The organism is Armatimonadia bacterium (genome assembly GCA_039679385.1).
Taxonomy (GTDB): Bacteria; Armatimonadota; Zipacnadia; order Zipacnadales; family JABUFB01; genus JAJFTQ01.
In genome coordinates this window covers 17,632-30,281 of sequence record JBDKVB010000103.1, presented here as the reverse complement: position 1 = coordinate 30,281, position 12,650 = coordinate 17,632, and the positions used below count along the sequence as shown (strand labels likewise).

At 65.3% G+C, this 12,650-nt stretch carries 10 protein-coding genes; all 10 read left to right on the top strand.

All coding sequences use genetic code 11. The annotated features are described in order from the left end of the window. Positions 1-71 precede the first annotated feature (71 nt). The 10 genes from ABFE16_12330 to ABFE16_12285 all read left to right on the top strand — a co-directional run bounded on the left by ABFE16_12330 (position 72) and on the right by ABFE16_12285 (position 12,617). The gene (locus ABFE16_12330) at positions 72-659 is read left to right on the top strand and encodes a hypothetical protein (GenBank protein ID MEN6346077.1); all 588 of its coding nucleotides are present in this window, start codon (positions 72-74) and stop codon (positions 657-659) included. A gap of 146 nt (positions 660-805) precedes the next feature. Beyond that, positions 806-2,074: a histidine--tRNA ligase gene (hisS, locus tag ABFE16_12325; GenBank protein ID MEN6346076.1), complete on the top strand. Its 1,269-nt coding sequence runs from the start codon at positions 806-808 to the stop codon at positions 2,072-2,074. Positions 2,075-2,142: 68 nt separating this feature from the next. Beyond that, the gene (locus ABFE16_12320; protein MEN6346075.1) at positions 2,143-2,634 is read left to right on the top strand and encodes a hypothetical protein; all 492 of its coding nucleotides are present in this window, start codon (positions 2,143-2,145) and stop codon (positions 2,632-2,634) included. A 107-nt stretch (positions 2,635-2,741) separates the two neighbouring features. Then, a complete protein-coding gene (gene aspS / locus ABFE16_12315; protein ID MEN6346074.1) occupies positions 2,742-4,529 on the top strand; it encodes an aspartate--tRNA ligase in 1,788 nt (595 codons plus the stop codon). Positions 4,530-4,729: 200 nt separating this feature from the next. Next, positions 4,730-7,147, top strand: a complete 2,418-nt coding sequence (locus tag ABFE16_12310) for a PBP1A family penicillin-binding protein (GenBank protein ID MEN6346073.1) — start codon at positions 4,730-4,732, stop codon at positions 7,145-7,147. Positions 7,148-7,192: 45 nt separating this feature from the next. Beyond that, on the top strand, positions 7,193-9,244 hold the full coding sequence (gene mrdA, locus ABFE16_12305; GenBank protein MEN6346072.1) for a penicillin-binding protein 2: 2,052 nt from the start codon (positions 7,193-7,195) through the stop codon (positions 9,242-9,244). Positions 9,245-9,319: 75 nt separating this feature from the next. After that, positions 9,320-10,402: a peptidoglycan bridge formation glycyltransferase FemA/FemB family protein gene (locus tag ABFE16_12300; protein ID MEN6346071.1), complete on the top strand. Its 1,083-nt coding sequence runs from the start codon at positions 9,320-9,322 to the stop codon at positions 10,400-10,402. A gap of 38 nt (positions 10,403-10,440) precedes the next feature. Next, entirely contained in the window at positions 10,441-10,815 is a 375-nt protein-coding gene (locus ABFE16_12295) for a phage holin family protein (protein ID MEN6346070.1), read from the top strand. Further along, positions 10,778-11,173: a hypothetical protein gene (locus ABFE16_12290; GenBank protein ID MEN6346069.1), complete on the top strand. Its 396-nt coding sequence runs from the start codon at positions 10,778-10,780 to the stop codon at positions 11,171-11,173. Before ABFE16_12295 ends, ABFE16_12290 begins: the two co-directional genes overlap by 38 nt. 49 nt (positions 11,174-11,222) lie before the next feature. Beyond that, on the top strand, positions 11,223-12,617 hold the full coding sequence (locus ABFE16_12285; protein MEN6346068.1) for a TldD/PmbA family protein: 1,395 nt from the start codon (positions 11,223-11,225) through the stop codon (positions 12,615-12,617). The last annotated feature ends 33 nt before the right edge of the window (positions 12,618-12,650 follow it).

The window sequence follows — 12,650 nt, the reverse complement described above, 5'->3', positions numbered from 1 at the left end:
ATACTGACCGCACCCGACCGGTTGTGCGGATCGGAACTTCTTTGTCGTCTGTGCGGTTACTTCACCATACCATGAGCAAAGCCTACGACGGCCAAACCCGGGTCATCCAGGCCCGCGACAAGATGATGAGGACGTGGCTGATGTGGGGGATGCTGCCGCTGGCAGCCTCCGCCCTGCTCACCTTCACCATCAGTGTCGCCTGGGCCAAGCCTCTTCAGGGCGTGGACGCGCACAACATCGAACGCGGCTTCCAGGCTGCGCTGGCCATCTGCGCCAGCCTCTTCCTTGCCGGGTTCTGGCTCGACGGCAAGTGGACGAACTCCGAGCGGATCGCCCAGCGGATCTGGAAGGCGGCCGGTGGAGGTCAGTTCAGCCCGACCCGTGCCCAGCTCGCCACGCAGGCCGACATCGCCTTCAAGACGATCGGCTCCTCGGTGAACGCGCTGACCTTCATGGGTGCGGCCATGGCCGTGGCAGCCGTGATTGCCGTGTGGGCAGGCCTGGGTATCGCTGAGGGCGCCCAAGTGCTGCTGCTGGGTCTCGCCTACCAGTTCTTCGTGTTCTCCCGCCAGCCCTACTATGAGGAAGTGCTCGAAGCAGCCTCCCGGGGCGAGCTGGTCGTAGCTGAAGAGGACGCTAATCACCCGAACACTAAGTAGCATGGCCCGGTGCCATGATAACGGCCATGCTACTGAATAGCCCGCGATCTTCGCGGGCGATTTTGTGTTCGTCGACGGTGCCGGGCGCCTGACTGGCCCGAGGCCGAGGAACACGGGACAGAACTCACACCCAAAGGGGGATCACGATGAGATACCGCCGCCCCCGCGGACTACAGGACATTCTGCCGGACAAGGTCGAGGAATGGCGACTCGCGGAGTCGACCTTCCGCCAGGTCTGCGGCCGCTACCGCTACGAGGAGATTCGGACTCCGGTCTTCGAGGAGACCGAGCTGTTCACCCGTGCCGTTGGCGAGGAGACCGACATCGTCTCCAAGGAGATGTACACCTTCGAGGATCGCAGCGGACATAGCCTGACGCTGCGGGCGGAGGGCACGGCGCCGACGATTCGCGCGTACCTGGAGAACAACCTTCGGGGCCAGGATCGCGAGCGGCTGGTGAAGCTGTTCTACATCGGCCCGATCTTCCGCTACGATCGCCCACAGGCCGGACGGTACCGGCAGCACCACCAGTGCGGGCTGGAAGCCCTTGGGAGCCAGAACCCGGCCGTGGATGCCGAGGTCATTGACCTTGCCCTGGGCTTCTATGCGGCGCTGGGGATCACGGGGGTCGAACTGCGGCTGAACTCCGTCGGCTGCCCGGTCTGTGCGCCGGCCTACACCGAGGTGCTCAAGCAGCACGTTGCGCCGCGACTGGCCGAGATGTGCGGGGACTGCCAGCGACGCTTCGAGGCCAATCCGCTGCGGATGCTCGACTGCAAGGTCGAGACCTGCCGCGAGATCACCGACGGCGCTCCGACGATGGTGGACGTGCTCTGCGAGGACTGCGCGAGCCACTTCATCGCGCTGCAGGGGCATCTCGAAGGGCTGAGCATCCCCTATGTCCTGGACTCACGCATCGTTCGGGGCTTGGACTACTACACGAAGACCGCCTTCGAGTTCAAGGTCAGTGCCGGCCTGGGCGCGCAGGATGTCATCGGCGGCGGCGGACGCTACGACGGGCTGATTGAGCAGTGTGGCGGACCGGCGACGCCGGGTGTCGGGATCGGCATGGGCATCGAGCGGATCCTGCTGGTGCGCGAGGCCCTCGGGGTGCTGGCCGAAGAGCGCAAACGACGGGGCGTGCTGGTGGTTACCCTGGGTGACGAGGCTTGGGGCGAAGGCATCAAGCTTACCGCTGAACTCCGGGACGCCGGCGTCGAGGCCGATCTGGACTATCGGCAGCGCTCCATGAAGTCGCAACTGCGCTATGCCGACAACGACCACTTCGCCTGGGCCGTGATCCTGGGTGACGACGAGTTGGCCCGGAAGGTCGTGACCCTGCGTGACCTCGAGACCAGCGAGCAGGTTGAGGTGCCACGAGGCGAACTGGTCGCCCGGCTGCAGGCGGACCGCTGACGCAAGGCGGATTCCGGTCGTGTCCGGCTGGACAGGCTAGACCGAATCGTGGGGCGAGGAGCTCAGCCATGAAGTGCCCTTCCTGTGCGCAGCAGTTCACCGACCTGACTGAGGACCAGCGCTGCCCACTGTGCGGGGCAGCGATTGGCGTCATGCAGCAGGCTCTTGCGAGGATCTACGTGATCGTGTTCGCACTGCTGATGTCTTGTCTGCTGTACGCGGTGGTGGCCGTGGTCGTCAACCTTACGAAGAAGCCGCCGGTGACCGCTCCGCCACAGCTCAAAGTCATTCTGCTCATCGCTGCTCTCGCTGTCTACGTGCTGATGGTCGTCGTTGAGCGTTCACTTCTGGCCGGCGGAACTGTGCGATCGGTCCAGGTGGCGGTCACGGTGGCCGGAGCCCTGGCCGAGACGATTGCCATCATGGGGCTGGTGCTGTTCTTCCTCGGGCAGGGCCTGCAGTTGTTTGCGGCGTTCTTTGCGATGTCCCTGGTGGGATTCGGCTATCTGCTGGTTCGGATGCCCGTGTACGTGAAGCTGCTGTGCAACCCCAAGGACTGACCTCACTGGACTGCAGTGAGAAGACCCGGCGTCTGACGCCCTGGAGTGGGGCGACGGGACGCCCTTTCATATCCGTACCAAGGCTGTATTCCTACCGGAGGCTTCCCATGGCAACACCCACCTTCCTTAAGCGGACGCACAAGTGTGGCGAACTGCGGATCGAGCACGTCGGCCAGGAGGTCATCCTCAACGGCTGGGTGCACCGCTGGCGCGACCACGGTGGCGTCGTGTTCATCGACCTGCGCGATCGCTACGGGCTAGTGCAGGTTGTCTTCGCGCCTCTTGAGGCGCCGGAGGCCCACAAGCTCGCTCACGAGATGCGCAGCGAGTTTGTGGTCGCTGTGAAGGGCACCGTGGCGCCCCGCCCGGAAGGTACTGTGAACGCTGACCTGGCCACCGGCATGGTCGAAGTTCGTGTCCAGGAGGCCCAGATACTCAACGCGGCCGACACGCCTCCCTTCTCCATCTCCGACCAAACCGACACCGATGAGTATGTGCGGATGCGCTACCGCTACATCGACCTGCGCGGCGACCGGATGCAGCGCAACCTGCAACTGCGGGCCAAGGCGTCGAAGGCAGCCCGCGACTACCTCGACGGTCTCGGGTTCCTGGAGGTCGAGACACCGCTGCTGTTCTGCCCGACCCCTGAAGGCGCCCGGGACTACCTGGTCCCGAGTCGCGTCAATCCGGGGCATTTCTATGCGCTTCCGCAGTCGCCGCAGATCCTCAAGCAACTGCTGATGGTTGCGGGCATGGACCGCTACTACCAGATCGCGCGCTGCCTGCGCGACGAGGACCTGCGTGCCGACCGCCAGCCCGAGTTCACGCAGATCGACATCGAGATGTCCTTTGTTGAGCTCAGCGACATCATGGAGATGGCTGAGGGTCTGTACGCGGCCATGTTCCGCGAGACCCTGGGCGTCGAGCTGCCCCGTCCCTTCCGCACCCTGACCTATGCCGAGGCCATGTCCAGGTACGGGACGGACAAGCCGGACCTGCGCTTTGGGATGGAGTTCGTCGACCTGGGCTCGATCGTCGCAGAGAGCGAGTTCAAGGTCTTTACGGGCACCCTCAAGAAGGGTGGGCAAGTCAAGGGCATCTGCGCGAAGGGCTGCGGTACTTACGCCCGGGCGCAGTTGGACAAGCTGACCGACTTCGCCAAGCTCCACAAGGCGCAGGGTCTGGCCTGGATGCGCGTAGTGGAGGGCGGCGTGGACAGCCCGATCGCCAAGTTCTTCAGCGCCGAACAGATCCAGCAGATCCTGTCGGCCTTCGGTGCGGAGCCCGGTGACCTGCTCCTGATGGTGGCCGATGCGCCGGCAATCGTGGCCGAATCCCTGGACTGGATCCGTCGCGAGATGGCGCAGCGCGAAGGGCTCATCAAGCCGGGCGACTTCCAGCTCTGCTGGGTCCTCGACTTCCCACTCTTTGCCTGGAATGAAGAGGAGAAGCGCTGGGACGCCGAGCATCACCCCTTCTGCATGCCCCACCCGGAGGACTGGGAGTATCTCGACAGTGATCCGGGCAAGGTGCGCGCGCAGTCCTATGACGTCGTGCTCAACGGTTCGGAGGTTGCCAGCGGCAGCGTCCGAATCCATCGCCCTGACATCCAGCAGAAGGTCTTCGACATCCTGGGGATCACGCCCGAGCAGGCCCAGGAGCGCTTTGGGTTCCTGCTGAACGCCTTCAAGTACGGTGCGCCACCCCATGCCGGGATCGCACCGGGCTTCGACCGCATCGTGGCCATCATCTGCGGCGAGGAGAGCATTCGCGACGTCATCGCCTTCCCGAAGACCCAGCGAGCGCAGGACCTGATGTCGGGAGCGCCTACCGAGGTCGACACCCAGCAGTTGCGCGACCTGCACATCAAGCTCGATCTGCCGCCCAGCGAGTAGCCGGCGACGGGTCTAGGGCCAACCGAAGAGTCCTTGGAGGCGCCGCGACGGGACCGATCCTGTGGCGGCGCCTGCCTAGTGGTCAAGGGCTCAGGCGTACTCTCTCGAAGGGCTCAGGCAAGGCGTGTCCGGCCCCGGACCTCAGCGCGGCCGGCAATTGCGCACGGGCCTTCCTTGCCCTATAATCCGCGATAGTGACCATGAAACAGCATCCGACCCTCTCGACAATGCGACACGCTTTCCGCTGGATGAACGCAGGCATCATGATCTGCGGCTTCATCGGCTTTGGCTTCATGCTGGGCGCCCTCGAGCAGATCACCCGACTGATGCCCGACAACGAGGACCTGTGGTCCTACCGACCTCGGGTAGGCACGGAGATCTACTCTACCGAAGTTCAGAAGGACGGCACCGAGGCCCACACACTCCTGGCGCGGGTATACAACGAGAACCGTGAGCCGGTAGAACTGCAGCAGATACCCGAGCAGATGGTTCAGGCTACGATCGCTATCGAGGACCGTCGGTTCTATGAGCACCGGGGGGTCAGCCCGCGTGATATGGCTCGTGCGGCCTACATCGACATCACCCACAAGTCGGCCGAGCAAGGTGCCAGCACGATCACCCAGCAGCTCGTCAGGAACCTGTGGCTGACCAAGAAGAAGACCTGGGACCGCAAGCTCAAGGAGGCGGTCCTTGCGCTGCAGATGGAGCGCAAGTACTCCAAAGACGAGATCATGGAGATGTACCTCAACCAGGTCTGCTACGGGCACGGCGTGTTTGGGGTGAAGGCTGCGGCCAAAATGTACTACGGCAAGAACCCTGAGCAGCTCACTCTTGCCGAGTGTGCGCTCCTGGCCGGGCTGCCCCAGTGGCCTGTCGGGTACTCGCCCTACCGGTACCCGGACCGCTGCCAGAAGCGGCGCGATTCGGTGCTCGCGTGGATGGAGCGGGAGGGCTTCATCAACGCCCAGCAGCGCGCGCAGGCGAAGCAGGTTCCAGTCAAGGAAGGTCTGCAGCCGCCGCAGGAGCAGACGGTTGTGGCCACTCACGCTCCGCACTTCACCAACCTCGTGCTGCGCGAGCTATGCGACCAGTACGGCTACGACGCTGTCTACCAGGGCGGCCTGCGCGTCTACACGACCCTGGATGTTCGGCTGCAGAAGGCGGCCGAGGAGGAACTCACCGAAGGCGTTGAGGACCTGCGATCCTCGGGGAACATCGAGGGCGGCCTGAACGGTCAGGGAGCCATGTGCTGTGTAGAGGTGAAGACCGGACGGGTGCTGGCGATGGTCGGCGGCGTGGGCCCCTATGAGAAAGTGCAGTACAACCGCGCAGCGCCTGGAGGGCCACGCTACGGACGGCAACCCGGTTCGTCCTTCAAGCCCTATATCTGGGCCGCGGCGCTGGAGAACGGCTATGGCCCCGAATCAGTCTTCAGCGGCGACCCGATAACCATCCAACTCGGGCCCGGGCAGACGTGGTCTCCGAAGAACTACACGCCCCACCAGGGCGGCAACTACACCCTCCGCTGGGCCTTGGCGCAGTCGGTCAACCTCGTCTCGGTGCGGATCGTGCAGAAGCTGACTCCGGGGGCAGTGCAACGGCTGGCGGCACGGGTGCTGGACATCCCCCGGGAGCGACTGCGGCCGGTGCTGGCGATGGCGCTGGGGACCTCCGAACTGAGCCCGATGGAGCAGGCGGCCGGGTACTGTGCCTTTGCCAACGGCGGCTTGCGACCCACGCGCCGTCTGATCCGACGGATTGAGGACTACGAGGGCAAGGTTGTCGTCAGCTACGAGCCGGAGATGGCCCGTGTCCTCCGCGCCGCAACGGCGACGAGTATGCTCTCCATGCTGGGAACGGTGGTGGAATCAGGCACCGGGAGGCGTGCACGGGCCTGCGGACTCCCCTGCGGGGGCAAGACAGGCACGACCAACGGGGAACGTGACGTGTGGTTCGTGGGCTTCACCCCGGACCTGAGTACGGCTGTCTGGGTTGGCAATGACAACAACGCCCAGATGCACGGTGCCTCCGGTGGCGGGCTATGTGCGCCGGTCTGGGCCGACTTCACCCGCCGTGCCACCGAGATCCTGGGGGTCAAGGGCAACTTCCCCGAGGGAGAGGGCGCGCGCGCTGAGCGAGAGGAACAACCCGCGAGAGAGACCACCGACAACTTCGTAACGATCTGCGTGCAGACCGGCCTGAGGGCGACGCGGTTCTGCCCCGTCACCAAGGAAATGGCACTCAAGAAGGGGCAGGCTCCTCCCGGCTACTGCACGGTTCACGGTGAGGCCGGACGGAACACCGAACCCGGCGCCGGTGGGGACGACGATCATGGCGTAACGGCCGTGGTATGCCCCTCCAGTGGGCTTTTGGCAACGCCCTACTGTCCGGCGTCGATCGTCAGGCGCTACAGCCACGGTGACGCACCGGCGGGATACTGCACGGTCCACGGGCCATCCCGGTCCGGGGATGGCCATGGCGGCGACGGCGCTGATCGACCTCGACGTGGGCGCTCGGAGGAGGGTGGCGGTGGACAGTCCTCCTCGCGTTCCGAGGAGCGCAAGAAGCCGTCCGAAGGTGACCGCGGGAACGGTGGAGGCCCACCGGGGCTGGACTAGTAGCCGCAGACGCACCATCACTGACCACTAACGACGGGCTTGCGAATGCCGAACCCCTACTTCCGGATCAAGGCTCTCGGGGTCTTTCTCGGCCTTGCGCTGCTGGGAATCGCCACACGCTTGTGGTGGATCCAGCTCACGCACTGGTCCGACTATGCCGTCCAGGCGGAGATGAACCGGACGACGGTGGTGACGAAGCAGGCACCCCGTGGGCTCATCTGCGACCGTCGCGGACGGGTTCTGGCTGAGAACCGGGACGTGTGGAACCTCTGCATGATCCCCTCCCAGCTTCCCGAGGACCAGGTGTCGCTGGAACGCGAGGTGACCTTCCTCGCCAGCACCCTCTCGACACCCGAAGACCCCGTGTCGACCGCTGAGGTCCGCAAGGCTCTCCAGCGCGGGGCGAAGGCCACTGCAGTGGAGCCGGTTCCCCTGGGTAACCTCGGCCAGGACCTGAGTTTCGACCAGGTAGCGCGGATCGAGGAACGCCAGATGGACCTGCCGGGCATCAGCGTGGTGACGACCACTCGCCGCCACTATCCCTACGGGGCGCTGGCTGCCCAGACCATCGGGTATGCCCGGGCCATCAGCCGCGACCAACTGGAGAAGGTCAAGGCCTACATCTATCCGCTGGATCGTCAGGACCCGACGGCCTCCGACCTCAGTGGGACGAACCCGGATCTGATCTATGACCCGTCCTCGATCATCGGGATCGAGGGCGCGGAGGCGATGTGTGAGTTGGACACGACGGGCAAGGCACCGCGGCCCCTTCTGCCCGGTCGTCGCGGCCGAACGGTGTACGAGGTCGACTCCGTCGGAGCGTCTCAGCGGCTCATTGCCGAACGTGAACCGGTGCCGGGAGCCCTGGTGAACCTGACGCTGGACGCCGAGGTGCAGTGGGTCGCCGAGAGGGCCCTGCGGGATGCCTTCCATGGCCGCAGCGACGCCATGGGTGCAGTCGTCGTCATGGACACGAGAAATGGCGACGTCCTGGCCCTGGCCAGCGAGCCCTGTCTGGACCCGAACGACTGGGTAAGCGGGATCACGCCGGAGCTGTGGCAGGCTGCGCAGAAGACGCCCGGTCTTCCCCTGCTCAACAAGGCGACCGCAGGCGCATACCCTCCGGGCTCGGTCTTCAAGGTGGTCTCGATCTGCTCGGCGCTGGAGACCACCAACGTGACCCCGGCCTCCTCAGCGTACTGCACCGGGACCATCCACGTGGGACGTCGGCACGAGCCCTTCCGCTGCTGGACTTCAGACCGCGGCGGACATGGCGCCGTCGACCTGCTCGAAGCCATCGCCAAGTCCTGCAACATCTTTTTCTACCAGTGCGTGCTACAGCACAACCTCGACCCCGACGCGATCGCCGACTATGCTCGGCGCTTTGGGCTCGGTGAGTCCACCGGTCTCGGGCTCAAGGGCGAGGTCGCCGGGCAGGTCCCGTCGCCGAAGTTCAGCATCAACGAGACCGGCCAACCGTGGCGTCAGGGCAACTCTCTGAACTTCGTTATCGGCCAGGACCGCCTCACGGTGACGCCGGTGCAGATGTGTGTGATCGCTGCAGCGCTGGCCAACGGGGGCAAGCTGGTTACGCCCAACCTGGTCTCACGCGTCCGATGGCCGCAGTACATGCATCGGCAGGACACGGTCAATCTCCTGGGACGCTCGCGGCAACTACAGGTCAAACCCGAGACGATCGGCATTGTTCGTCAGGGCATGAGGCTGGCGGTTGAGGACGAGCATGGCACCGCGAAGGTGCTGCGCGAGCTACCAATCACTTCGGCCGGCAAGACCGGGTCAGCCCAGCACGTGCGCGACGAGCCGACGCACGCCTGGTTCATCGGCTTTGCCCCCTATGAGGCCGGACCGGGCGAACGGCAGTACGCCGTGTGCGTGTTTGTCGGCGGCGGCGGAACCGGTGGGGAGACCGCAGTGCCGGTGGCCGATCAGGTGTTCCGTGCCCTGCTGGGTCTGCACGCGCCAGACGACGAGGCCTTCATCATGCCGGGACCGATGGACCCGGCCACTGTGGCTGCCCGACGTCGTGCCCGCCTTGCCGAAGCCGAGGCCCTGTATGGCTCCGGTCGATCGAACTGAAGGCCCCCAAGACCGGCGGTTGCAGTCACCGGCCGGTGCCTCTGTGTGCCTAGATAACCGAAGGTCTGTGCCCTCATGCAGTCTTGTGAATCCAACCGACACGAGTGGAACGAGTTTGTCGCTGCGCATCCGTACGGAGACGTGCTCCAGTGCTGGGAGTGGGGAGAGCTCAAATCCCGCACCGGCTGGGAGCCGCTGCACTTCTGCGTCCGGCGTGACGACCGTCTCGTAGCCACTGCCCTGGTACTCAAGCGACCTCTCCCCCACACTCGGCGGAGTCTGTTCTATTGCCCCCGTGGACCGCTCGTTGACCCGACGGTTCCGGAGGCTCTCAGCGAACTCGTGGCCTGCATCCGCCAGGGAGCGCGCGAGCATGGCGGCATCGCCCTGAAGACGGATCCGGCTGTCCCGGCCTCGGAGCAGTCCTTCGCAGCGGCCCTGCGTCAGTGTGGCTTCGCGGCACCCAGGGCCGCCGGTCACGGTTTCGGTGCGACCCAGCCGCGCTCGGTCATGAAGGTCGACATCTCGAGGGATGAGGACGCGCTCCTCGCGAGCTTCCACTCCAAGTGGCGCTACAACGTCCGGCTTGCCGCCCGCAAGGGTGTGACGGTGACCACCGAAGTGAGCCCGGCCGCCATGGACGCCTTCTATGATGTGCTGCAGGTGACCGCCGAGCGTGATGGGTTCCGCGTCCGGGCGCGGTCGTACTTCCAGGACCTGCTCGAGAGGATCCTACAGCGGGGCCTGGGCACGCTCTTTCTGGCGCGTGCCGGTGAGGCAGTTGCTTCCGGAGCGATTGCCTTCGCCCTGGGGCGGCAGTGCTGGTACGTCTACGGCGCCTCTGACAACGAGCACCGCAACCTGATGCCGAATCACCTGATGCAGTGGGAAATGATGCGGTGGGCGAAGGCCCAGGGCTGCACGGTCTACGACATGCGGGGCGTCTCGCCGGAGGTCGAGGGCGAGCCAACCGAGCCCCACATTGCCGGACTGAACCGCTTCAAAAGAGGTTTCGGGGCCGAGTATGTTGAATATCTTGGCGATTGGGACCTCGTGTTCTCGCCACTGTGGTACGCGCTGTTCGAACGTCTGCTGCCAGTGGTTCGGCAGCTCAAATCCCGCGGCCGCCAGGAGCACAAATCCCCTGAGGGTGACTGATCGGCGTCGGTCCGGCAGTCCCGTCGGGAGATAGCTTCGTGTCGGCTGCCCAGGATGGCGGTGATGGCATCGTGTCCGAGGAGCAGCCGCTGGGGCAACTCCTGCGTGAGTTCATCGCCACTCTTGGCGCCTACCTCAAGCAGAACGCAGCCGACGCCGTACATGTCATCCTTGCCGAGCCGCTGAAGAGGGCGGCGAAGAAGGTGCTGCTCCTGGGCCTGGCGCTGGGCCTGGCGATCATGGCCGGAGTGTTTCTCGCCCTGGCCGGGTTCAACGTCCTCTACGCCTGGCTGGGAACCAAGGCCGCTGCCTATTCTGTTGCCTTTGGAGTATGCGCGATCGCCGGTGCTCTCTGCGCCTGGGGGGTGATGCGGGATGCCCGACGCAGCGACGAAGACCCGGGTGACCGCTGACGACCTGGCCGAAAAGTGGCGGCGCCTCCAGGAGCGGGCGCTCGCAAGTCTGAAGCCACCTGCCCTGCAGGAGACGGTGCGCAGCCCGTGGTTCGTCACAGTGGTCTGCGGGATCGCCGGAGTCGTCGCCGGGTACTTCCTCGGGCGGCGCCGCGGTGAGCCCTCGGCGAGTGAAGAAGCCGACGAAGCCACACCGGAGTCTGGCTCCTCCGAGGAGGAGCCTGCGCAGGAAGCTAGTCGTGTCCTGGACCTGGACCTGGGTGTCCTCGAGCCCCTGATCCGGACGGCCCTGATTGCCGGGGTGGATGCTCTGGCCGACCGTCTACGGCAACAACACCGAGGGGCCGCCGAGGACTGAGCTGGACCGATCCGGCCCTTGACCACTGTACCCTAGGGGAGTCTTCGCCATGCGTGAGATGCTGGAAGAAGTACTGCAGTACGCCAAGAGCCTCGGCGCGTCCTTCGCCGACCTTCGTCTCACCGAGGGAACGGGCACCGGCGTGTCGGTGCAGGATGGGATCGCCGATCGGGTCAGCACCGCCTCGAGTCGAGGAGCGGGTGTACGCGTCCTCGTGGACGGTGCCTGGGGCTTCGCACCGACCAACAACCCGACTCGCGAGGAGCTCCGGGGCTGTGTCGAGGACGCGGTGAGCATGGCCCGCGCTGCGAGCCCAAACGTGACCGACCCCGGCATGGTCGCGCAGTTTGAGCCCGTTGAGGCCCACGACGAGGCCGACTTCAAGGTCGATCCCCGCGAGATTCCGCTGCAGGACCGCGTCAGCGCCATCTACGAACTGGAGAAGCTGGCTCGGGAGCAGGACCCGCGCATCGTCAACACCGTTGCCAACTACCGCGACAGCGCCGGCTCGGAGATCATCGCCAACAGTGAGGGCACCTACATCGAGGGCTCCTCGGTGCGCTGCGGGCTGAACGTCCACGTGACCGCGCAAGAGGGCGACGTGCGACAGACGGCCTCGAAAAACCGCTCGAACTCAACGGGGTATGAGCTCATTCAGGGCATCGACCCGGAGGATTTCGCTGCGAAGACGGCCCGGAAGGCTGTGGAGATGCTGTCCGCCAAGCGCGCACCGGCAGGGAAGTTCGACGTCGTGATCGACTCCATCATCTGCGGGCTGCTCGTCCACGAGGCCTTTGGGCACAACTGTGAAGCCGACGCCGTCTGGGCCGGGGAGTCGATCCTGAGGGACAAACTCGGGAAGCCGGTAGCGGCGGAGACCGTGAACATCTACGACGACCCGACGCTGGAGAAGCTCAACGGCTCCTTCGCCTACGACGACGAGGGCACCCGTGCCACCCGTCACGTCCTGGTTGAGAACGGCATCCTCCAGGGCTACCTACACAGCCTCGAGACGGCCGCGCGACTTGGTGCCGTTCCGCAGGGCAGTGCTCGGGCACAGGGCCACTCCTACCCGCCCATCGTGCGGATGAGCAATACGTACATCGAGCCCGGCGACTGGACCTTCGACGAGATGCTGGAGCAGGTCCGCAACGGCCTGTACCTGAGCGGCGGTCACTGGGGCTATGTCTTCACGGCCCAGGGGCAGTTCACGTGCAACGTCGAGCACGCCTTCGCGATCGAGGACGGCGAGCTCGGCCAGCACTACCGCAATGTGTGCATCTCCGGGCTGACACTGGAGACGCTGCAGAAGGTCACTGCCGTCGGCGACGATCTGACCTTTGAGCTGGGCGGAACCTGTGGCAAGGATGGCCAAGGCGCCCCGGTAGACTCCGGCGGCCCGCATCTGGCCATTGAGCAAGTCGTGGTCGGTGGCCAGGAGTAGGGACGAAGAGCTTGCCCTGGTATTCAGTCTCCA

What these genes read in the sequence shown, in the direction of transcription:
- ABFE16_12310 (MEN6346073.1), top strand. Translation starts at nt 4,730, where the DNA reads ATGAAACAGCATCCGACCCTCTCGACAATGCGACACGCTTTCCGCTGG.
- hisS (MEN6346076.1), top strand. Translation starts at nt 806, where the DNA reads ATGAGATACCGCCGCCCCCGCGGACTACAGGACATTCTGCCGGACAAG.
- ABFE16_12320 (MEN6346075.1), top strand. Translation starts at nt 2,143, where the DNA reads ATGAAGTGCCCTTCCTGTGCGCAGCAGTTCACCGACCTGACTGAGGAC.
- aspS (MEN6346074.1), top strand. Translation starts at nt 2,742, where the DNA reads ATGGCAACACCCACCTTCCTTAAGCGGACGCACAAGTGTGGCGAACTG.
- ABFE16_12290 (MEN6346069.1), top strand. Translation starts at nt 10,778, where the DNA reads ATGCCCGACGCAGCGACGAAGACCCGGGTGACCGCTGACGACCTGGCC.
- ABFE16_12300 (MEN6346071.1), top strand. Translation starts at nt 9,320, where the DNA reads ATGCAGTCTTGTGAATCCAACCGACACGAGTGGAACGAGTTTGTCGCT.
- ABFE16_12330 (MEN6346077.1), top strand. Translation starts at nt 72, where the DNA reads ATGAGCAAAGCCTACGACGGCCAAACCCGGGTCATCCAGGCCCGCGAC.
- ABFE16_12285 (MEN6346068.1), top strand. Translation starts at nt 11,223, where the DNA reads ATGCGTGAGATGCTGGAAGAAGTACTGCAGTACGCCAAGAGCCTCGGC.
- mrdA (MEN6346072.1), top strand. Translation starts at nt 7,193, where the DNA reads ATGCCGAACCCCTACTTCCGGATCAAGGCTCTCGGGGTCTTTCTCGGC.